Genomic DNA, 20,243 nt, shown 5'->3' with positions numbered 1-20,243 from the left:
GAGCGAAGAATGACGTTCCCTTTCACTCACTCACCACCTCACGCCTCCCACTCCACCACTTCCTGAGTATCGAAGTAGTAAAGCACGCAGCGCACCTGCGCGAAGCCGAGCTGGCGGAACAGGGCGGCGTACTGCTGCAACGGCACCCGGTGCCGGTACTCGGCGGGGGGCTGCTGGAAATCGAGCAGTGTGACGCGGCGACCGAAGCCGGCGGCCGTGGTCTCGAACACGATGCGGTCGGGCTTGTAGTCCTGCTTGCGGGTGCCACCCACCAGGATTTCGCGCTCGGCCTCGGCCGCCACCGCCGGACTGAAATAGTGGGCCAGCAGCGGATTGTCCACCACTTCGCGCAGGCGGGCCAGCAGCTCGGGGCGCTCCTGGAGGCTGATGAGGCCCTCGGCGGCCAGTTGGGCGGCCACATGCTCCACGTCAGCAGCTTGCCGTACGCGGCGCAGGGCGTAGTGCAGGCGGCGGTTCCACTCGCGCTGCTCCTGCTGCTCATCAAAATCGAACACCGTGTTGGCGTGACGCCGCAACCGTAGCCGCTTTTCCCAGGGCGTGCTCGTGAGGTTGGTCAGCGGCAGGTCGTGGTTGGTGGTTGGTTTTTCGTTGTTGGTTGTTGGTGGTTGATTTGGGACTTCTTTTGGCGGAGAGCTATCAGCTAACAGCTCTGAGCTAACAGCTAAGTTCAAAGCATACGTCATTTGCTCGTCGTCCCACTCGCCGGTGTCTGCGAGGTAGCGGTGGAGCAGCTCGGCCACGGAACCGGCGGGCTTGTCGGATGCCGGTTCGTCGTCGTCGGTGCGGCCCGCTTTTTTGGCGGGTTTGGGCTTTTTGCTGATGACATAGAGGCGGTGGCGGGGGCGGGTAAAGGCCACATACAGCATGTTCAGGCCCTCGAGAAACGTCTTTTCCAACTCCTCAGTGTACTGCCCGGCCAAGGGCGTGAGCAGTAAATCCTGCTTCTGGCTAAGCACTGCCACGCCGGGCATTTCGGGCACGGGGCGGTCGGCCACCTCGGGCAGCCGGCCCCAGAGCAGCGTGCCCATAAACGGCCGCAGGCTCCAGTCGGCAAACGGCACAATCACCACCCCGTAGGCGAGGCCCTTGGCCTTATGCACGGTCGTGATGGTGAGGGCGTCGCGGCCGGCGGGAGCGTTGATGCTCAGGCTGCTCTTCTTCTGGTCCCAGTAGGCCAGGAAGTTGTTGAGGTTGTTGCCGTAGCGCAGGCTGTATTCGAGGGTCAGATCCAGAAACCGGAACAGGTACTCGCGCTCCGCCGCCCGGTCCAGCAACCCAAACAGGCCAATCAGCTGCTCAGTCAGCTCGTAGAGGCCCAGGTTGCCGGTTTCGCGCTCCTGCACATCGTAGCCCAACTCGCGCAGCTCATCGAAAAACGGCTCCACCGACTCGGCGTTGGCCAGCTCGGCCCAGCGCCGGGCCCGGTCGGGGGTGGGGGCGTGGCCCCGCACCACCCGATCCACGAGCAGCAGGGCCTCGGCCCGGGCCAGCGTATCGGCGGGCTGGTTGAGCACCCGGAACACGGCCACCAACAGGTTTACCACTTCGGCAAATTCGAGCGACAGCGAATCGGCCGAAATGATGTCGTAGCCCCGTTCTTTCAGGAATTTGGCCGTGCGGCGACTGTTGCCCCGGGTGCGGCAGAGCACGGCCACATCCTGGAGGCGGAAGCCGTCGGATAGCGCCTGCTCTACCAGTTGCAGGGTCAGGTAGAGGGTGCTTTCGTCGTAGTTGAGAGTCTGGTCGGGTAGGTAGCCGGGCAGCAGTTCGGGCGTGAAGATGCCGGCCGCCGCGTCGTAGCGGGTGGCGGGGGCGTCGTCGGCGGTAAACAGCAGCTCCACGTGGGCCGCATCCGCACCAGCCCCGGGCGGACTCTGCTGCGTAAAGTCGGTGTCAAACAAGGCCTGCACCAGCGGCAGCGCGCCGTGGGTAGCGCTTACGTGGCTGAAAAAGGCGTTATTGAACGCGATGATGTTGCGGCCCGAGCGGTAGTTCACGTTCAGGTTGCGGGCCTCCAGGGCCGGGGCGATGGTCTGGTAGCGGTCGGCTAGGCGCTGGCGGGTTTCGGGGTCGGGCACCCGATCGTAGAGGTGGCTCGTCTCCTTCTTATACAGGCGCAGAATCTGCTCCATTTCGCCGCCCCGCCAGCGGTAAATAGCCTGCTTGGCGTCGCCCACGGCCAGGTTGAGGTGGCCGCTGCCCAAGGCGTTTTCCACCAGTGGCAGCAGGTTGTTCCACTGCAGCACCGAGGTGTCCTGAAACTCGTCAATCAGCAAGTGCTGGTACCGGTCGCCGAGCCGCTCATACAGAAACGGCACCGGCTCGTGCAGCACAATCTGGGCGATGCGGCGGTTGAACTCGGCAATCAGCACCACGCCCCGGTCGCGGCTGAGCTGCTCCACGGCCTTGCTCAACTCACTCAGCAAACTCACCTGAAACACGTAGGGCAGCATGCTGGTCGCCAGCAGGTAGTGGGGCAGCAGCCTTTGCCGGGTTTCCTGCAGCTTTTCAAATATCTGGGCCAGTGCCGGGGCCACGGCCGCCACATCGTCCTCGCGGCCCTGCTTTTTGGCGGCGGCGCTACCCCATTTGTCGGTTTCTATCGTTTTGAGGGCCGTGGCCGTGGGGAAGGCGGCCCCGGCGGCGGGCGCTTCCAGCCAGCGGCGCCAGTTGCTGAAGTGCCCATAGATGCCGTTGGCCCCGCTGGCCAGGTGCTCGGCCGTCAGCCCGGCCGTGGCCAGCGCGTCAAGCGCTACGGCGGCGGTTTGCTGCACCAGGTCCTCAATTTCCTGCTTGCGCGTCCGCAGGCCCTCGTGCAGCCGCCGGTAGTCGGCCAGGCTCAGTAGTTGTAGTTGCTGCATGGCCTCGTGCACCGGCTCGCTGAGCAGAAACTGCCCGAACTCGACCAGCTCCTCGGGCAGGTTGTTCCAGCTTTTCCCTTCCTCGGCTTTATTGAGGGCGAAATCGGAAATCGTGCGCGAGAGCAGTTCGGCGTTCGGGTCGCGGTTCACCCGGTCGAGAACCAGCGCCACCGCACCTTGCAGCACCAGGGCGCTATCCAGCTCCACCTCAAAGGTGGCGGGCAGGCCCAACTCGCGGGTAAAGGCCGTCACGATGCGCTGTACGAACGAGTCGATGGTGCTCACCGCGAAATCGGCATAGTGGTAGAGCGCCAGCCGGAACGTGGCCGCTGCCCGCTCCCGCACCACCCGTTCCCGCTCTTCGGCCGTGCCCAGGTGCGCCAGCGGCCCTTCGGCGGCCAGCTCCGTGGCAATATCGGCCAGCAGCGGGTCGTGGTGGCCCTCCGGCAGGCGCGCGAACCGCCGTAGCGCCCCCAGAATCCGCTGTTTCATCTCGCCCGCCGCGTCGTTGGTGAACGTGATGGCCAGAATGCTCTTGAAGTAGCCCGCATCCTCCGAGCCCAGCGCCAGCTTCAGGTATTCCTTGGTCAGCTGGTAGGTTTTGCCGGAGCCGGCCGAGGAGGAATAGATGCGGAAAGTAGGCTGGGACATAGGGGAGGGGTAAAATAGCTGCACAAAGGTCGAATTAATCCCTCGATTAGCCGCTTCAATGACTGCCCCAATTAAGGCTGTCTGGCCGAGCGAGATTGAGCTGCCGACCGACTTCTACTCAAACAAACCAGACGGCCAGGCGTTGTTACAACCACGCCGCGCAGTTGCGGCTTCTGTTTCACTTGCTAACTACCCAGCCATGAATATTGGAATTATCGGCGCCGGCCACATCGGCAGCGCCCTTGCCGTGCGGCTCGTCGGCCTCGGCCACTCAGTTCTCATTGCCAACTCCCGCGGCCCCGAAACCCTAACAGAAGTAGCCCAAAAAACCGGCGCCACCCCCGCTACGGCCCGCGAAGCCGCCCGCCACGGCGACATCATCGTGGTCACCATCCCGCTCAAAAACATTCCCGACCTGCCCCAGGACCTGTTCGCGGGCGTAAGCGCCGAGGTGCCCATCATCGACACCAGCAACTACTACCCGATGCTGCGCGACGGCCAGATTTCGGAGCTGCAAAGCGGCTCGCTGACCGAAAGCGAGTGGGTGCAGCAGCACCTGGGCCGGCCGGTGGTAAAGGTGTTCAATAACATCTACGCCGACCACCTCGAAAACAAAGGCCAGCCCGCCGGTACGCCCGGCCGCATCTCCCTGCCCGTAGCCAGCGACGATGCCGCCGCCAAGAAGCAGGTAATGGCACTGGTCGATGAACTGGGCTTCGACGCCGTGGACGACGGCACCCTGCACGAGTCGTGGCGGCAGCAGCCCGGCACGCCCTCCTACGGCGCCGATATGCCCGCCGACAAGCTGCGCGAGCATCTAGCCAGCCTGGGAACCGAGCGCACGGAGGCCCAGCGCGCTAAATTCGCGGCCAACCACGCCGCCCAGGAGCAGGAAATGAAAAGCCAGGGCGCTCAACTGTAGCCCCGCGCCCTTACTTTATACAGGAGCGGTCCGGTTGCACTCAGGCGTGGCCGGACCTTTTTTGTATACGGGAGAGGATAGAATTGATTTTTTTCCACTATCCACCCAGTTTAGGTACCCCTAAACTGGCCCCCACAAATAGTCCCGCATTGGCTCCTCAATTCGCATGGGCCGCTTGCTAACGCCATCCAGTAGCACCCATTGCGTCTCGGCTTCGCAGAGCAGCTTGCCATCGGCGGCCCGCTCAATGCGCACGAACCGCTGGCATTGGGCGCCGCGTACTTCGCCAATCCAAGTGGTGCAGTGCAGTTCGTCATCTAGCAGAGCGGGGTGGCGGTACTGAATGCGGTGTTCGCGCACGACCCAAATGGCGGCGTGCTCGGGCGTGCCGGCCGGATAAGCGGCCTGCCAATGCGCGACGGCCGTTTCCTGCACCCAGCGCACATACTGCACGTTGTTGGCGTGGTCGAAGTCGTCGATGTCGGCGGGTTGTACGTGTAGCGTGTGCGCAAAGCGGAAGGCGGGCGTGGCGGGCGTATGCATAGAAGCCAAAGATAGGCTCACCGGCTCAAGCGCCCGTATAGCTGGACTGTAGTGCTGGGCAGGGATACTAAAAATTAGGGCTTTGCGTTGGTTAGGCCTTCCAGTTCTAAAATATACCTGTATATTTGAATCAAATTAAGGAAACGCGGTTTCGTCGTTTGGTTAAGTTTTCCACTTTAGGCGAACTACCAGGCATCAGGCAGCTTTTCTTAACCAAACATCCATCATCATCAAGAGTACCCATGCAGACAGGAACTGTAAAATTCTTCAACGAAACCAAAGGTTTTGGTTTCATCAAAGTGGACGAGACCGGCGAAGACGTGTTCGTTCACGTAACCGAGTGCATCGACGAAATCCGCGACCAGGACAAAGTTGAGTTCGAAATCGCCCAGGGCCGTAAAGGTCCGAACGCCGTGAAAGTGAAACTGGCCTAATTAGGGTCCGCTTCCTTTTATAGGATAGCCCATTAAAAAGCAGGTTCCCCCGGGGAGCCTGCTTTTTTTGCGTTGGTGCGTGGGGGGATAGAAGGATAGTTCTTGTTCATGCTTTCGCTTTCCCGAATAAAAAATCGTATCTTTGCACCCGCATTTGAGAACGGCCACGTTCCGCGCAGCTTGCTAGCTGCCTATTGAAACTTGTTGGGCCGGCTTTGTCTTCCGTCCGTTGCTTCCGTCACTTGTCGTTGTTGAAAGAGTGGGAGAAGAGCGTCGCTGAATCCGCTGTTTTCAGAGCTTATCTCTCCACTCCATTAACACTGATATGGACCAAGAAACCGTAAAAACCAAGTTCAGCGAGTTGACCCTCTCTGAAGAAATGCAACGTGCTATCAGCGAAGTTGGCTACGAGGAAGCCTCGCCCATCCAGGCCGCTGGTATCCCCGTGCTGCTCGCCGGCCGCGACGTCATCGGTCAGGCCCAGACGGGCACCGGCAAAACAGCCGCCTTCGCCATTCCCGCCATCGAACTAGTCGACACCGACTCGCGCGAAGTGCAGTGCCTCGTGCTCTGCCCAACCCGTGAGTTGGCCGTTCAGGTTTCGGGCGAAATCCAGAAACTCGGTAAGTACAAGCGTGGCCTCGCCGTGGTGCCCATCTACGGTGGCTCCAGCTACGACCGCCAGTTCCGCGCCCTGGAGCGCGGCGTCCAGATCGTCATCGGTACCCCCGGCCGCGTGATGGACCACATCGAGCGTGGCACGCTCAAGCTGGAAAACTGTAAAATGATCATCCTCGATGAGGCCGACGAAATGCTCGACATGGGCTTCCGCGACGACATCGAAACGGTGCTCAAGAAAATGCCTGAGCAGCGCCAGACGGTGTTCTTCTCCGCCACGATGAGCAAGCCCATCATGGAGATGACCAAGCGCTACCAGACGGATCCGCAGATCGTGAAGGTCAACCATCAGGAAATGACGGTGACCAACATTGAGCAGAGCTATTTCGAGGTGCGCGGCCCCCAGAAAAAGGACGTGCTGACCCGCCTCATTGATATGTACAATATCAAGTCGGGCATCGTGTTCGCCAACACCAAGCGCATGGTCGACGACATCGTGGGCGACCTGCAGGCCAAGGGCTATTTCGCCGAAGGTCTGCACGGTGATATGGGCCAGCAGCAGCGCCAGAACACACTCGACAAGTTCCGCAAGGGCACGCTCGAAATCCTGGTAGCCACCGACGTAGCCGCCCGCGGCATCGACGTGGAGAACGTGGAAGTAGTTGTAAACTACGACCTGCCCGCCGACGAGGAGTACTATGTACACCGTATCGGCCGCACCGGCCGCGCTGGCAAGCAGGGCAAGGCCTTCACCTTCGTGAGCGGCCGCGACATCTACAAGCTGCGCGACATCATGCGCTTCACTAAGGCCACCATCAAGCAGGAGCGCGTGCCTTCGTTCGAGGATGTATCGGAGGTGAAAACCACGCTCATGCTCGCTTCTATTAAAGAAGTAATTGAGAAGGGCAACCTCGACAAGTACGTGAGCCGCGTGCAGCGCCTCATCGACCAGAGCGCCGACGAAAGCATCACTTCTCTCGACATCGCATCTGCGCTGCTGAAGATGACGATGAAGGAAGACAAGCGGGCCCAGGAAAGCCTCGACGCCAGCCGCACCCAGGGTGCCGCTCGTGCCGGCTTCACCCGCCTGTTCGTGACCATGGGCAAGAAGGACCGCCTGCACCCCCGCGACATCGTGGATCTGATTGCCGAAAACACCAGCCTCACGGCCAGCAAAGTGGGCGACATCGCCCTCTACGACAAGTTCAGCTTCGTGGAAGTACCCAACGAGTTCGTGGAAGAAATTGTGGCCCAGCTCGGCCGCAGCTCCATCCAAGGCCGTCCGGTCGCCTTCAACATCGCTACTCCCCGCCAGGAAGGCGATGCTCAGCAGGAAGGCGGTAACCGCTTTGGCAACGAGCGGCCCCGCAAAGGTCCGGGTGGCTTCGGCGGTGGCGAGCGGCGCGAAGGCGGCGGCTCCTACGGCGGCAACCGCGGCGGTGGCTCCTACGGCGAGCGGCGCGAAGGCGGCGGCAGCTACGGTGGCAACCGCGGTGGCGGTAGCTACGGTGGCAACCGTGGCGGTGGCTCTTACGGCGGCAACCGCGACGGTGGCAGCTCCTACGGCGGTAACAAAGGTGGCAGTAGCTACGGCGGCGGCTACAAAGGCAAGCGCACCGACGACTAAGGCCACGGATTAGCACGGATTTTAACGGATTGCACGGATTTCGTAACCGATTTCCTGCTTTCCTTTAATCCTGCCAGCCAGTTGACTTACTACCCAAGCAGAAGGCCCCCGCTCAAAATGAGCGGGGGCCTTCTGCTTAACCAGACTTTAACGAAAATTAGCTACGAAATCCGTTAAAATCCGTGATCTAGCTTTTAGACGCATCGCGCAGGGCACGCATTTCGTCGTGGCCTTTCTTGATGCCGGCAGCCTGCTTCTCGATAAGTGTTTTGAGGGCTGCGGGAGCGTCCTGAATTTTCTGGGCCTTCTCGTAAGCGGCTTTGGCGTAGTCTTCGCCCCGCTCGCACTCGGCCAGAATACTGTGGCGGTCCTTGCCGGTAATCAGGCCCTTCAGGTTGATGAAGGCGCGGTGGACGGTGCCGGTGATAGACGACTCCTCCTCGGGCTTGAGGTTGAGCTTCATCATCTGATCTTCGAGCTCCGTGATATATTCGGCACGCTGGGCGGCGTACTTCTTGAACGTCTGCTTCAGGTCGGCATCCTCCACGTCGGTCATTGCCTCAGCGTAGCCCTTCTGGCCGTCTTTGAGGGTTTCGATAAGTTCGTTGAGGCCGGCTTGCATTACTTTAGCTTCCATAAGGAAAGGGATTTAAGGTTAGGCGTTATGGGAAAGGTGTTAGTGCCTTTCTTTACTGGCAAACCAGCGGTGGGGTTGCCGGAAGCCCTTATTTTACTGCCCTAACCTGGCTCATGGCCCGGCCGGCCAGAAAGCCGGTGGTCCAGGCGGCCTGGAAGTTGAAGCCGCCGGTGATGCCGTCGATATCGAGCACTTCGCCGGCGAAGTGCAGGCCCGGTACCAGCCGGCTTTCCAGCGTCTGCATATTGATTTCGGCCAGCGAGATGCCGCCGCAGGTCACGAATTCGTCCTTGTAAGTGGTTTTGCCCTTCATGGGCAGCGCCGTGCGGAGAAGGGCTTCGATGAGGCGGTTCTGGAGCTTGGCGGGTAGCTCGTTCCAGCGGGTTTCGGCCCCAATGCCGGCCTGCTCGGCTAGGGTGCGCCAGAGCCGTTGTGGCAAACCAAACAGCGGATTGCTGACCACCGTTTTGCGGCCGTGGGGCCCCCGGTGGTCCTGCAAATGCTGGCGCAGGGTGTCCTCCGTGAAATCGGGAATCCAGTTGACGAGGGCGGTGCTTTGGTAGCCGAGGTCGTGGAGGCGGCGGGCGCCCCAGGCCGAGAGCTTGAGCACGGCCGGCCCGCTCAGGCCCCAGTGCGTCACGAGTACCGGGCCCTCGTATTCGAGTTTTTCGCCCGCCACCCGCACCCGGGCGCGGGGTACGCTCACGCCGGGTAGCTCTTTCAGCGGCGAGTTGGGCACGTTGAAGGTAAACAGGCTGGGTACTGGCTCCTGCACCGAGTGGCCCAGTTGCCGCAGCCAGTCGTACTGGGCCGTTTTAGGGGCTCCACCGGTGGCTACCAGCAGCCGGGCCACGGGCAGCGACTGGGCGTGGGTCCCGCTCAGCGTGAGCTCGAACCCACCTTCGGCCAGCAACTCAATCCGCTCGGCCGTGGTCTGGGTCATGATTTCGACCCCAGCACGGCGGGCCGCATCGAGCAGGCACTGGGCCACGGTTTCCGACGAATCGGTGATGGGGAACATGCGGCCGTCGGGCTCGGTCTTGAGCGTAACGCCCCGGTTGGCAAACCAGCGCACTGTGTCTACCGCCCCGAACTCCTGGAAAGGCTGCTTCAGCTGCCGGGCTCCGCGCGGGTAGTGTTGCACGAGTTGGGCGGGCGTATCGGCGGCGTGGGTGACGTTGCAGCGCCCGCCGCCCGAAATCCGGACCTTGCTCAGCAGCTTGCCGGTCTTTTCGATCAGCACTACCCGCAAGCCCGGGTTACCCTCGGCGCAGGCAATAGCCCCAAAAAAGCCCGCCGCTCCGCCGCCTAATACTGCCACCGTCATCCGTTTATCCTTCATCATCCCTGATTCCCAACTGCCGATTGGATTGATTACACTGATTCTTGAATCACTGATTCTGTTGAATCAATGCTTTTTGAGCAGGCTTCGTTCAGGGAGCAAATATAACGTGGTAGGAGGGACTAACCGTTCCTAGGCGAAGAGGACCTATGCTCCGCAATTGGCCCTAAAGCGCGTTGAAATCAGTCCCAAGCTTGGATTAGCAGTAGTTCAGGGCGGCCACTACATCGTCGTGGCGAAACTGGTAGCGGGTGAGCTGGCGGATGGCCGACGAGTCGATTTGCTTGCCGCCGGTGGTGCCTTCCTCAAAGGTGGGAGGCGGTAAGTTGAGGTGGGTGGCGGCTGCGGTGTAGAACGTGCGGCGGGTGGGGTGGCTGGCGGCGCTGGCGTTGAGGGTATGGCCCCAGATGTTTAACCCCAGGATGGTGGTAATCAATCCGATGGCGTCCTGGAGGTGAATCATGTTCACTGGTGCCTCGCCGTGGGCAACGCCAGTGCGGCCGGCCAGGAAGCGGCCTGGCGCCCGGGTCGGGCCCATCAGGCCGGCCAGGCGAAGTACCGTGTGGGCGGGGCCCTGGAAAAGCGCCTCGGCCCGGAGCAGGTGCGAGTTGGCCTCCAGGGAGGCCTGAGCATCGGCTTCCTGCATCACGCGGGCTTCATCGGGATATACGCCGGTGGAGCTGACCAGCAGCACGTGGGCCACGCCGGCAGCGGCGGCGGCCTCGGCTACATGGCCGAGTAGAATGGGGTAGGTTTCCGGCGAGCGACCGAGCGCGAGGCGGCACATTCAGAATCAGCGTTTCCACGCCCTGGAGCAGCACGCGGAGCGTATCGGCGTCGGTGGGGGCGAGGGTGGGGGTCAGGCGCAGCAGGAACGGCCGGATGCCGGTGTCGCGCAACGTCAGGAGTTGGGCGGGGGTGGTGGTGGTGCCGTGGACGGGGTAGCCGGCCGCCATCAGGGCGCGGGCGAGAGGCAGGCCCAACCAGCCGCAGCCCAGCACGGCTACGGGGGAAAGAGCAGCAGAAGGAGCGGGTTGAATCATGCGGGGTAAAGGTGGCAAAAAAACTTTCCCGGGCAAGCACGCCGCCAAGGAATCCGCAAACTGTTACCTTGCGCCCCAACAAGTATGCAAGCATACTACCTATGGCCGCCCCGTACCGTTTGTATACTAAGTTCCCTGTCGACTTTGAGGCCCGCGTGCGGCTACTCCGGCCCGAGGAGAGCGGGCGGCAGCTGGCCCCCTATAACGGCATCCGCTGGGACTTCCGCTACGCCCAGGATAAGCCCCGGCGCTTTTACATGTGGCTGTACCCCGACTTCTTCGACCCAATTACCGGCGACTCGTGGCTGGAAATGCCTTTGCCCGTAGACGAATGGCTGCACGGGCGGGTCAACGTCTTCTCGGAGCACATGCGCGCCTTTCACCAGTCGCGAATCCGGGCCGGCACGAGCTTTTACTACTGCGAGGGGGGCTGGGACGTAGCCGAAGGTACCGTTACCCGCATAATCGGTTTATTTGAGCCCCGGCCCCAGCCCTGAATTATACATTCATTTTTCCCACTTCAATTTTCTTCCGCTTATGGCTTCCGCCCACCCTTACGCCCAACCCATGCTCCGCGACAATGCCCTGCAGGGCAAAACCATCGTGGTCACGGGCGGCGGCACCGGCCTCGGCCGGGCCATGACGACTTATTTCCTGCAGCTTGGGGCCAACGTGGTCATCAGTTCCCGCAAGCTGGAGGTGCTCGAAAAAACGGCCGCCGAATTGCGCGAGCAAACCGGCAACGCCAACGTTCTGGCCGTGCAGTGCGACGTGCGCAAGTACAACGAAGTGGAGGCGCTGCTCGAAAAAACCATCGAAACGTTCGGCGGCGTCGATGTGCTGCTCAACAACGCGGCCGGCAACTTCATCAGCCCCACCGAGCGCCTCAGCCATAAAGCGTTCGATGTGATTGTGGACATCGTGCTCAAGGGTTCCTACAACTGCACCCTGGCCTTCGGCAAGCGCTGGATTGCCGACAAAAAGCCCGGTACCATCCTCAGCATCGTCACCACTTACGCCTCGGTGGGTTCGGCCTACGTGGTGCCCTCGGCCGCCGCCAAAGCCGGCGTACTGGCCATGACGCGCTCCTTGGCCGTCGAGTGGGCCAAGTATGGAATTCGGGCCAACGCCATTGCCCCCGGCCCGTTTCCAACCGAAGGAGCCTGGAGCCGCCTGTTCCCCGAGCCGCTGGCCTCCAAGCTCGACCCAGCCGCCAATGTGCCCCTCAAGCGCGTGGGTGAGCACCAAGAACTGGCCAACCTGGCCGCCTACATGGTGTCGGATTTCGCGGCCTACATGAATGGTGAGGTCGTGACCCTCGACGGTGGCGAATGGCTCAACGGCGCCGGCGAATTCAACAAGCTCGAAATCCTGACCCCTGAAATGTGGGACCAGATCGAGAAAACTATGCGCCGCTAGATCACAGATTAGCGCGGATTTCACGGATTTTGTAGTCGATTAAAAAAGCCACCTTGTAAGAAGTGGCTTTTTTGATTTCGCTGCTGAAGAGCAGAGGTAATAAGGTCCGACTACGAAATCCGTTAAAATCCGCGCTAATCCGTGATCATAGTTTGTAGCCCTTGTAATCCTTCGTGAACTCCTGGGCGGGGATGGGCTGGTTGGCGACGAGGTCGGAGAACTCGAACTTTTCGAACAGGCCCTTGTCGTCGTTTACCTGCACCACGAGCGGCAGGTAGAGTTTCTGGTCGATGCAGAGGATGATGCGACTGCCGTAGGCGTTGGGTACCTGAATGGTTTTGCCGGCTGCCACGGTGGCCCCAGGGCTCAGGTTGTTGCGCTCCAGAATGCGGTACTCGCCGCAGCCAAACTTGGCGGCAATGGCCTTAACGGTTTCCGTTCGGGTAGGCTTGTAGCTCACGTAGCGAAACTGCGGAAACGAGGAGCGCAGCACGTAGGCCGGGCGGCCCAGCACGGTAGTGTCGGAGGTATAGCGGAAGGTCTTCTCGAAGCCCGGATTCAGGCGCTGCTCGGCGCTGCCGTCGAGCATTTCGGCGATGGTGCCGTAGCCCGCTTCGAGGGCGCTGTGGTGGATGCCTTTGCGCATGATGCTCCCTTTTGGGTCGAGGCTCAGCGTCACGTAAGGAAAGCTGTTAGGGTACACCCAGGCGTCGCCGCCATTCTGGCCCGTTACATAAAGCACCTCAATGCCCTGGTCGTTGCGCAGGTACACTTTGTAGGGGTTGAAGCTCATCTTCATGGCCGTGCGCGCCTGCTGGTACTTGCCTGCTATGCGCTCCTGGGCGCGCACGTTACAGCGCAGCGTTTTCAGGTTTTCGATGGCGCTGCTCAGGCGACCAATAAGCACATCGGTGGTGAGGGCGGGGGCGGCAACAGGCATAGCGGCCATGCTCAGCCCACTTAGGAGAGGCAACGTTAGTAGAAGATGGGGAAAACGAGGGCGCATAGAAGGAAAGGGGGAATGCAGGTAGTGGTGGCCCATGAGCATAAACCGCGCCGGGTCGGTGAGTGGGTAACTCGGTGCATAAGTGCGGTATTATCCCGTCGGATTTCCGCCTCGTAGCCTCGCAACGACAGCCCGGCTTACTCATTCACCGAGTTGTGCATTCAATCAGTTCAGGCTGATAGCCGGGAAGCGGGTGGTTTTGCTGTCGAAAATAAACAGCTCATCAATTTCGATGCCCTGCAGAAAGCGGTAAAGCGGGAATTGCTCCACCACAGCCCGGATGGCGGCCGCATCCACCCCATTCATCGTCACCCAGCCCCGGGTGCGGTCGGCGCTGATGGCGTATGATTCAATGACATTCTGTTCGAGGAGTTGGTTGATGAACGCGCGGTGGCGGGGAATGAGGACCATGAATTCGCGGCTGAAAGAAGCGGGCAGACGCAGAGTAACGATGAATTGAGCCATGAGCGCAGGTAGTATGTCGTGCTAACGCCCCACCGCGCCCGAAAGTTGAGATGTAGGCCATGGTGGCAACTTTTTTCTGACTTTAGCAGAATAGAAGCCCATGCACTTTACTGTTATCACCCCTACCCACAACCGCCGCGAGTACCTGGCCGAGGCCGTGGCCAGCGTCCGGGCCACCGTTAGCGCACCCCTCGATTTTTCGTTTGAGCACCTGATCTGCGAAAATGCCTGTACCGATGCCACCGCCAGCTATCTGCGCGAGGCGACCCTGGAGCCCGGGGCTCCGCTCCGCGTCTGGAGCCAGCCCGAGCTGCTGCGGGCCGGGCCCGCCCGCAACCTACTCATCGGCCACGACGCGCCCGCTGGCACCTGGATCGTGCCCCTCGATGATGACGATTTGCTGCTCCAGCGCGCCCTGTTCCATTACGCCCAGCAGATTCGGCAACACCCCAGCCGGCCCTGGCTGGTGGCCGATTTCCTGCGTGTCGACCAAGACCGCCGCTACCTGCCCGACGACGACTACTACGCCTGGCAGTTCGACAGCCCCACCGATATGCTGCGGGCCATTTTCCGGGCCGAGCACTTCATCCAGGGCAACGTGTGCTACAGCCGGGAACTGTTCAACTCGGTCAGCGGCTACGACGAGCAGATCGAAATGGCCGAAGACCTCGACCTCTACGTCCGCTTCCTGCTGGCCGGCCATTTACCCGTCATCTGCCCCCACATCAGCCACCTGCACCGTTTCCACGACAGCAACGTCAGCATCGGCGTCGACGCCGACAAACACGCCCAGGATTTGCGCGTGATTTACGACAAGTACGCCGGTCAACTGGGGGAATTGGGCATTGAGCGGCCGTAATAAGGTAGCTATACTATGCAGCATCAGCATTTGCTCACCCCGTCACCCGTTTGGTGAGTTGATTAGATGCTGTTGAGCATATAGCTTCACAGTTTCAAAATCCTGATCTGATTGAAAAGAGTTCTTCGGCAAATATATGCTGAACCCGTTTCCTGAAAGCAGAAATAACCCTTGCCTAGCCTCTTGGACCTTCTGTATGCCAGTCCATTTATAATCTCCGGTGGAAAAAGGACCGGCATGCTGAAAGCCTTCCGCTGTAAAGGACATCCGCACATCTTCTCCTGTCACGTTGCTGGATTTGCGGTCACGTAGCCACTGCCGCTTGGTTTGGTAAAAGTCCCAGAATTGCAGCCCGCCAAATAATATGGTAATAATAGAAACAGCGTACCAACTACTGCCGAATAGCCATATTACCAGGGTATTAGTAAAGCCAATGAGTAATAATATGGCTCCGGCCAGCTTTTGCCATTTCCTGTTTTTACTTCTATACCGAAGCCAATCCGTGAAAATGGCTTCATAATAATCCTCTGAAAATTTCACGGTGATTTCAATAGGTGTCATTGAGGAAGTTTGCTGCTGAGTAGGCGCTCTATGTTGTGGAAAAATTGGTGGCTGATGGCTGAAACGAAGCGTTGAGGCTTACTTTTTCGAAAATACTACCCCGCCCTTCACCACCAGTTTCACCTGCCGTAATGCGCTGATATCCTGAGTCGGGTTGCCGGATACGGCGACCATATCGGCGAGCAGGCCGGGCTTTAGCTGGCCGCGGTCGGGGAGTTGGAAGAGGCGGGCGTTGGTGCTGGTGAGGCCGCGCAGGGCTTGCAGGCTGGTGAAGCCGTATTCGCGCACCAGCAGTTCGGCTTCGCGCAGGTTGTCGCCGTGCGCGAATACGCCTACGTCGCCGCCGATGGCTATTTCCACGCCGCTTTGCAGGGCAGCTTTCATGCTGAGGCGTTTTTGCTGGATGCGGTCGGGCTCGGGACCGGTGCCTTTCTGCCAGCCGCGGTACTGGGCAACGGCGTCGCCGGCGGCCACGGTGGGGCAGAGGGCCACGCCGCGCTGCTTCATGAGCTTGAAGATTTCCAGGGTGCCATCGTCGCCGTGCTCGATGGTTTGCACGCCGGCCAGTGTGGCACGGCGCATGCCTTCGGGGGTGCTGGCGTGGGCCACCACGGGCCGGCCGGCGCTGCGGGCCGTCTGCACGATGAGGTTGAGCTCGTCCTGCGAAAAGGTGGTCCGGCTGGGCTCACCGGGGCCCCAGCGGTAATCGGCGTACACCTTGATAATGTCGGCGCCCTTGCCGATCTGCTCCCGCACGGCCCGGATAAGGCCATCCACGCCGTCGGCTTCCTGGGCGCCCTGAGGCACGTCCACATCAACCGAGAGCTTGGGGCCGTAGGAGCCGGTGGCCACCAGCGCCCGGGTGGCTACCAGCAGGCGAGGCCCCGGAATCAAGCCCCGGTCGATGGCCTGACGCAGGCCTACGTCGGCGTAACCGGCCCCTTCCGAGCCCAGGTCGCGGGCAGTGGTGAAGCCGGCTTCGAGGGTGGCGCGGGCGTGGGCCGTGGCCCGGGCCACCCGCAACGCTTCTGATTCGAGCAGCACTTGGTCGTTCCAGGGGGTTTCATTGTAGGGGTGGAGCAGCAGATGGCTGTGGCCCTCGATCAGACCGGGCAGCAGCGTGAGGCCCGGCAGTTCCAAGGTGCTGGTGCCGGCTGGCGCAGTTAGTTGCGCGGCTGGCCCCACGGCTTTTATATGGTCGCCTTCGGTGAGCACGGCCCAGCCGGGGTGCAGCGTTTCACCATCGAAAACGGCAGCAGGGCGCAGCAGCAGGGCCGCTGGTGGGGTAATGGGGGCGGGCGACTGGGCCCAGGCCGGGCCGGCAGTCAGCAGCAAAGCAGCGAGAAGGAAACGGTACAAGGGCAGCAGGTGAAGCAGGTGAGACAGCGCCTAAAGCTACGGTTGCTTCCGCAAATCGTACGATAGACCTACCTGCGCATCCCAAACGAACAGCCGTTGGTCTGCAAAGCGAAAGTCTGCGTCTTGTACCGGCACGCTGGCAAGGAGCCAACGCAGATGAAACAGGCCCTCCAGGTTGAACCGACTGCCGCCTAACCGCCGATATGTGAGTGACGACCACAGGCCGAAACCGGCCTTTACCTCCGAGCTCCGTTCCCGGGCCCCCACCAGATAGAGGCCCACGCTTGGTCCGGCCAGCAGTTCCAGCCGGGGCGCGAGTTGCATCCGGCCGGCCACGAAACCTTGCAGGGAGTAGAGTGAATTGTGATAGGCGGTGATAACACGCGGAAGGCCGGCCGGATCAAACGGGTCATAATTCGGTAGCAACTCCTGGTAATCCTGGCGGTTGCGGGCCGCCGTCAGGCCCACGCCGGCCGCTAGGTGGCGGCCCAGTGGAAACACGGTGTGCAGCCCCCCGGATGCCGCGCCGTTAAACGACTTTTCGCCCACTCGGGTGTAGCCGCCCGTAAGCAGGAGCTTCTGACTGAAAGCCGGGCCGGCAACAACGCCGAACAGTAACAGCGTGAGTAGAGGACGGGCCATAACAATCGGGTGCAGGTTGAAATAAAAGCGGCTGACTACGGGTAGAGTAGCCAGCCGCTTTAACGGTTGCAGAGAAGTTGGTTTTTCCTGTGTTTTTAAAGCGCAGTTAGCCTTTCTTACGCTTCACTTTCACCTTTTTGAGCTCCTTGTCCGGCGTGGCCCCGGCACCCGAATCGGGAGCGCCTACAAGGGTCATTTCCTTCACCAGGTGGCCGGCCCCAGCATATTTATCCACCACGAACAGCATGTAGCGCACGTCGAGCGTGATGTTGCGCACGCGGTCGGGGTCGAACATGATGTCGGACATGGTGCCTTCCCAGTTGCGGTCGAAGTTGGTGCCGATCAGCTCCCCGCGGCCGTTGATAACGGGCGAGCCGGAGTTGCCGCCTGTGGTGTGGTTGGTGGCAATGAAGGCCACCGGCACAGTGCCTTTATAGGCGTAGGGGCCGTAATCTTTGTTTTGGTATAATTCCGCGAGCCGGGCCGGTACTTCAAAGTCGGGGTTGGTGGGATCTGCCTTCTCCATGATGCCGTCGAGGGTCGTGTAGAAATCGTAGCGCACGCCGTCGGCGGGCTCGTAGCCGGCTACTTGCCCGTAGGCGAGGCGCAGGGTGGAGTTGGCATCGGGGTAAAACTTGCGCTCCGGCTGCTGGAGGCGCAGGCCGGCCATGTAGGTGCGCTGGAGCAGGGCAATTTGGTCGGTGGCTAGGTTGTAGGTGGGCAGAATAGCCGTGCGGTAATGGCTGACAATGGCTTCTGCGAGCTTCATGGCGGGGTCCTGGCGCAGGGCATCGAACTTACCGGCGGCTACCTCATCGAGTACGGCCAGGGCGCTGGCCTGCGACGTGAGGCGCGATTGGCCGTAGAGTTGGGCGGCGTAGGCATCCCAGCCGGTGGTGGCGTACTGCTTGCCGAGGGCCTTCACGTAGGACGGCAGCAACGCGGCCGGGGTACCGTTGGCGTAGAGCGGTAGCAACTGGGTAGCGACCTTCTGATCGGTAGCCACGTTGTAATTGCGGAAGAAACCAGTTGCCCCTTTTTTTAACTTTTCCACGGCGGCAACCCGCTCGGCGGCGGGTGCCTGGCGGTTTGTCAGCTCCAGCAGTGGTAGCAGGCTGTTGGCGTAAACCACCAGCTCGATGCCCAGTGCCGCCTCGCTCACGTAATCGCGGGCCAGGGTGTAGTCGCGCCCGAGGGCGTAGTGGCGCTGCAGCTCGGGCAGCAGGCCCCCGAAGGCGGCCCGGCGGGCGTCGTTGCCCGATTCGGCCCAGCGCTGGAACTCTACCTCCTGTTGCTGCTTCACGCGGACGGCGTCGAGCTTCTTGAGGCCCCGGTTTTCGCCAATCCACTTCTTCCAGTAGTTGGCAATGCCGGCATACTTGGCCGCGTACTGAATCCGGACTTTGTCGGAGGCCTTCATGTCGGCATCGAGCACCCGCAGTTTGGCGTCGCGGACCGCAATTTTGGCTGGGTTCGACACCGAATATGTCTCCTCGACGCCCCAGCTGGTGAGGTACTCGTTGGTGCGGCCGGGAAAGCCGAACACCATCGTAAAGTCGCCGGGCTGCACGCCAGCCAGCGAAATGGGCAGGTAGTAACGTGGCTTGAAGGGCTTATTGGCGGGCGAGTAGGGGGCGGGCTTATTGTCGGGGCCGGCATAAATGCGGAACAGGCTGAAGTCGCCGGTGTGGCGGGGCCAGGCCCAGTTGTCGGTGTCGCCCCCAAACTTGCCGATGCTGCTCGGCGGCGCCCCCACCAGCCGGATGTCCTGGAACACCTCGGTTACAAACAGGTAGTACTCGTTGCCGTTGAACATGGGCCGTACGAAGGCCTGGTAACCGGTGCCCTGCACGGCGGCCTGGGCCACGCGCTGGCTGTTTTGCTGCACCAGCTGCTCGCGCTGGGCCTCGGCAATCCCGGTAGCGGGCACGCCGGCCAGCACCTGGCTTGTCACGTCTTCCATGCGCACGATAAAGGTGGCCGTCAGGCCGGGGTTGGGTAGTTCCTGCTCGCGGTTCATGGCCCAGTAGCCCTTGGTGAGGTAGTCGTTTTCGACCGACGAGTGGCTCTGGATCTGGCTGTAGCCGCAGTGATGGTTGGTCAGCAGCAGGCCCTGGTCGGAGATGATTTCGCCGGTGCAGCCGCCCCCAAACTGCACGATGGCATCTTTGAGGCTGCCCTGGTTGATGGAGTAAATCTGTTCGGCCGTCAGCTTGAGGCCCTTTTTCTGCATGTCGGCCTCGTTGAGCTGCTTGAGCAGCAACGGCAGCCACAGCCCCTCATCGGCGCGGGCGGGCAGGGTAGTGAAAACGGTAAGCAGCGTGAGGGCCAGCAGCGCCAGCCGGGAGCGTAAGGACATGGAAGCGGAAATGGAGGAAGTCATCAAGCCGCTAAAATACGGCATTGGCTGCTTCCGAGCCGTGCTCTTGCTGCAGGCGTCATTTCCTGCGGAGGTCTGCAGGGAGTGGCGAACGGGTCAGATAGCATCCATAAAAAATGCCCGCCCGGTACCGGGTGGGCATTTTTTATGGCGAAGCTGTTTAGAAAATAGCCAAATCAAGCATGACGCTCTTAGACCTTGTAAACAGCTTCAGCTGCGAAAACGAATCTACGTCGTCTGCGATTCAGGAGTGCCCAATTTCGGCCACGGCCGGCAGGTTTTCGGCCTTGGTGTAGGATTCGTTGGGCTTTTTGGCGGCCGGAATATCGTCCGTGGCCTCATCGGCGTGGGTATCTTCCCACTCGCGGAATTTCTCCAGTTCTCCCTGGAATTTGCTGACGAACCAGCTAATCAGAGCCAAGTCGTCCAGAAAACCCACTACCGGAATAAAATCGGGCACCAAGTCAATCGGACTCAATACGTAGAGCAGCACGCCCAGTCCTGAGACGATGGTGCTGGTTTCCACCTCCCGGTAGCTGCCGCTCACGTAGTTGCGGACCAGACGGACCAGCGTGTAAGCCACCGAAAACAGCTGCTTGAACTTGTTGTCGCCGCTTTCCTTGCTGGCTAACTTGCTAGCGGTTTCGTTGAGTACCAGAATTACCTTGAACGGGCGGCCCAGCAACTTGCCAGCTTTATTGATGAAGACGCTGAAGAGCGCATTTTTAGAAATGGAAAGGCCTTTTTCGATGAGCGAAGACATAGAATCAGTTATCGGGGTGAAGTGAGGAAGTGCCCAGGTGTACGCGGGTGGGTAGGCTGGTGTTGTCGGGGTGGCCTTATGGCGGCACTG

18 protein-coding genes are annotated in these 20,243 nt (G+C 60.9%); 6 read left to right on the top strand and 12 right to left on the bottom strand.

Translation table 11 applies throughout. The features are described from left to right. Positions 1-38: 38 nt before the first annotated feature. A complete protein-coding gene (locus CDA63_RS13260) occupies positions 39-3,533 on the bottom strand; it encodes a UvrD-helicase domain-containing protein (protein ID WP_088464944.1) in 3,495 nt (1,164 codons plus the stop codon). A gap of 199 nt (positions 3,534-3,732) precedes the next feature. Here CDA63_RS13260 and CDA63_RS13255 point away from each other — a divergent pair, with 199 nt between their 5' ends. Continuing rightward, the gene (locus tag CDA63_RS13255; RefSeq protein ID WP_088464943.1) at positions 3,733-4,455 is read left to right on the top strand and encodes an NADPH-dependent F420 reductase; all 723 of its coding nucleotides are present in this window, start codon (positions 3,733-3,735) and stop codon (positions 4,453-4,455) included. Between the two features lie 120 nt (positions 4,456-4,575). Here CDA63_RS13255 and CDA63_RS13250 read toward each other — a convergent pair whose 3' ends face one another. Then, entirely contained in the window at positions 4,576-4,998 is a 423-nt protein-coding gene (locus tag CDA63_RS13250; protein WP_088464942.1) for an acyl-CoA thioesterase, read from the bottom strand. Positions 4,999-5,240: 242 nt separating this feature from the next. On the opposite strand from CDA63_RS13250, the gene CDA63_RS13245 reads away from it, so the two are divergent. Both CDA63_RS13245 and CDA63_RS13240 read left to right on the top strand, forming a co-directional pair. Beyond that, positions 5,241-5,432: a cold-shock protein gene (locus tag CDA63_RS13245; RefSeq protein ID WP_019947277.1), complete on the top strand. Its 192-nt coding sequence runs from the start codon at positions 5,241-5,243 to the stop codon at positions 5,430-5,432. Positions 5,433-5,757: 325 nt separating this feature from the next. Continuing rightward, complete coding sequence (locus tag CDA63_RS13240) at positions 5,758-7,677, top strand: DEAD/DEAH box helicase (protein WP_088464941.1); 1,920 nt, start codon at positions 5,758-5,760, stop codon at positions 7,675-7,677. Between the two features lie 187 nt (positions 7,678-7,864). Here the strand turns inward: CDA63_RS13240 and CDA63_RS13235 are convergent, their stop codons facing one another. From CDA63_RS13235 to CDA63_RS21085, 3 genes are all read right to left on the bottom strand, one after another. Then, entirely contained in the window at positions 7,865-8,314 is a 450-nt protein-coding gene (locus tag CDA63_RS13235) for a PA2169 family four-helix-bundle protein (protein WP_088464940.1), read from the bottom strand. Positions 8,315-8,402: 88 nt separating this feature from the next. Next, positions 8,403-9,659 carry a BaiN/RdsA family NAD(P)/FAD-dependent oxidoreductase gene (locus tag CDA63_RS13230; protein ID WP_242434667.1) on the bottom strand — a complete coding sequence of 419 codons (1,257 nt, stop codon included), beginning with the start codon at positions 9,657-9,659 and terminating at the stop codon, positions 8,403-8,405. Between the two features lie 196 nt (positions 9,660-9,855). Beyond that, complete coding sequence (locus CDA63_RS21085; protein WP_199797531.1) at positions 9,856-10,443, bottom strand: Rossmann-fold NAD(P)-binding domain-containing protein; 588 nt, start codon at positions 10,441-10,443, stop codon at positions 9,856-9,858. Positions 10,444-10,800: 357 nt separating this feature from the next. Between CDA63_RS21085 and CDA63_RS13220 the strand changes: the two genes are divergently transcribed. Together CDA63_RS13220 and CDA63_RS13215 are read left to right on the top strand one after the other, a co-directional pair. Continuing rightward, positions 10,801-11,196, top strand: a complete 396-nt coding sequence (locus CDA63_RS13220; protein ID WP_088464938.1) for a hypothetical protein — start codon at positions 10,801-10,803, stop codon at positions 11,194-11,196. 40 nt (positions 11,197-11,236) lie between these two features. Beyond that, entirely contained in the window at positions 11,237-12,118 is an 882-nt protein-coding gene (locus CDA63_RS13215; RefSeq protein WP_088464937.1) for an SDR family oxidoreductase, read from the top strand. 145 nt (positions 12,119-12,263) lie between these two features. On the opposite strand, the gene CDA63_RS13210 is transcribed toward CDA63_RS13215, so the two are convergent. Next, positions 12,264-13,067 carry a LysM peptidoglycan-binding domain-containing protein gene (locus tag CDA63_RS13210; RefSeq protein WP_165768297.1) on the bottom strand — a complete coding sequence of 268 codons (804 nt, stop codon included), beginning with the start codon at positions 13,065-13,067 and terminating at the stop codon, positions 12,264-12,266. 222 nt (positions 13,068-13,289) lie between these two features. Continuing rightward, positions 13,290-13,589 carry a hypothetical protein gene (locus tag CDA63_RS13205; RefSeq protein ID WP_088464935.1) on the bottom strand — a complete coding sequence of 100 codons (300 nt, stop codon included), beginning with the start codon at positions 13,587-13,589 and terminating at the stop codon, positions 13,290-13,292. A 100-nt stretch (positions 13,590-13,689) separates the two neighbouring features. Between CDA63_RS13205 and CDA63_RS13200 the strand changes: the two genes are divergently transcribed. After that, a complete protein-coding gene (locus CDA63_RS13200; protein WP_088464934.1) occupies positions 13,690-14,448 on the top strand; it encodes a glycosyltransferase family 2 protein in 759 nt (252 codons plus the stop codon). 42 nt (positions 14,449-14,490) lie between these two features. On the opposite strand, the gene CDA63_RS13195 is transcribed toward CDA63_RS13200, so the two are convergent. The 5 genes from CDA63_RS13195 to CDA63_RS13175 form a co-directional block, all read right to left on the bottom strand. Further along, complete coding sequence (locus tag CDA63_RS13195) at positions 14,491-15,009, bottom strand: YcxB family protein (protein WP_088464933.1); 519 nt, start codon at positions 15,007-15,009, stop codon at positions 14,491-14,493. Between the two features lie 78 nt (positions 15,010-15,087). Continuing rightward, entirely contained in the window at positions 15,088-16,368 is a 1,281-nt protein-coding gene (locus CDA63_RS13190) for a metal-dependent hydrolase family protein (protein WP_088464932.1), read from the bottom strand. Positions 16,369-16,404: 36 nt separating this feature from the next. Next, the gene (locus CDA63_RS13185) at positions 16,405-17,010 is read right to left on the bottom strand and encodes a hypothetical protein (protein WP_088464931.1); all 606 of its coding nucleotides are present in this window, start codon (positions 17,008-17,010) and stop codon (positions 16,405-16,407) included. Positions 17,011-17,116: 106 nt separating this feature from the next. Then, positions 17,117-19,369: a S46 family peptidase gene (locus CDA63_RS13180; RefSeq protein ID WP_088464930.1), complete on the bottom strand. Its 2,253-nt coding sequence runs from the start codon at positions 19,367-19,369 to the stop codon at positions 17,117-17,119. Between the two features lie 265 nt (positions 19,370-19,634). After that, positions 19,635-20,153: a YkvA family protein gene (locus CDA63_RS13175; RefSeq protein ID WP_088464929.1), complete on the bottom strand. Its 519-nt coding sequence runs from the start codon at positions 20,151-20,153 to the stop codon at positions 19,635-19,637. Between the last annotated feature and the right edge of the window lie 90 nt (positions 20,154-20,243).

Origin of the sequence: Hymenobacter amundsenii, assembly GCF_002204745.1 — a bacterium.
Taxonomy (GTDB): Bacteria; Bacteroidota; Bacteroidia; order Cytophagales; family Hymenobacteraceae; genus Hymenobacter; species Hymenobacter amundsenii.
This window is presented reverse-complemented; position numbering and strand designations above follow the sequence as displayed.

Coding starts and splice junctions, on each gene's coding strand:
- CDA63_RS13200 (WP_088464934.1), top strand. CDS start 13,690: ATGCACTTTACTGTTATCACCCCTACCCACAACCGCCGCGAGTACCTG.
- CDA63_RS13255 (WP_088464943.1), top strand. CDS start 3,733: ATGAATATTGGAATTATCGGCGCCGGCCACATCGGCAGCGCCCTTGCC.
- CDA63_RS13235 (WP_088464940.1), bottom strand. CDS start 8,314: ATGGAAGCTAAAGTAATGCAAGCCGGCCTCAACGAACTTATCGAAACC.
- CDA63_RS13245 (WP_019947277.1), top strand. CDS start 5,241: ATGCAGACAGGAACTGTAAAATTCTTCAACGAAACCAAAGGTTTTGGT.
- CDA63_RS13240 (WP_088464941.1), top strand. CDS start 5,758: ATGGACCAAGAAACCGTAAAAACCAAGTTCAGCGAGTTGACCCTCTCT.
- CDA63_RS13220 (WP_088464938.1), top strand. CDS start 10,801: ATGGCCGCCCCGTACCGTTTGTATACTAAGTTCCCTGTCGACTTTGAG.
- CDA63_RS13230 (WP_242434667.1), bottom strand. CDS start 9,659: ATGATGAAGGATAAACGGATGACGGTGGCAGTATTAGGCGGCGGAGCG.
- CDA63_RS13260 (WP_088464944.1), bottom strand. CDS start 3,533: ATGTCCCAGCCTACTTTCCGCATCTATTCCTCCTCGGCCGGCTCCGGC.
- CDA63_RS13185 (WP_088464931.1), bottom strand. CDS start 17,010: ATGGCCCGTCCTCTACTCACGCTGTTACTGTTCGGCGTTGTTGCCGGC.
- CDA63_RS13180 (WP_088464930.1), bottom strand. CDS start 19,369: ATGTCCTTACGCTCCCGGCTGGCGCTGCTGGCCCTCACGCTGCTTACC.
- CDA63_RS21085 (WP_199797531.1), bottom strand. CDS start 10,443: ATGTGCCGCCTCGCGCTCGGTCGCTCGCCGGAAACCTACCCCATTCTA.
- CDA63_RS13215 (WP_088464937.1), top strand. CDS start 11,237: ATGGCTTCCGCCCACCCTTACGCCCAACCCATGCTCCGCGACAATGCC.
- CDA63_RS13205 (WP_088464935.1), bottom strand. CDS start 13,589: ATGGCTCAATTCATCGTTACTCTGCGTCTGCCCGCTTCTTTCAGCCGC.
- CDA63_RS13175 (WP_088464929.1), bottom strand. CDS start 20,153: ATGTCTTCGCTCATCGAAAAAGGCCTTTCCATTTCTAAAAATGCGCTC.
- CDA63_RS13195 (WP_088464933.1), bottom strand. CDS start 15,009: ATGACACCTATTGAAATCACCGTGAAATTTTCAGAGGATTATTATGAA.
- CDA63_RS13210 (WP_165768297.1), bottom strand. CDS start 13,067: ATGGCCGCTATGCCTGTTGCCGCCCCCGCCCTCACCACCGATGTGCTT.
- CDA63_RS13250 (WP_088464942.1), bottom strand. CDS start 4,998: ATGCATACGCCCGCCACGCCCGCCTTCCGCTTTGCGCACACGCTACAC.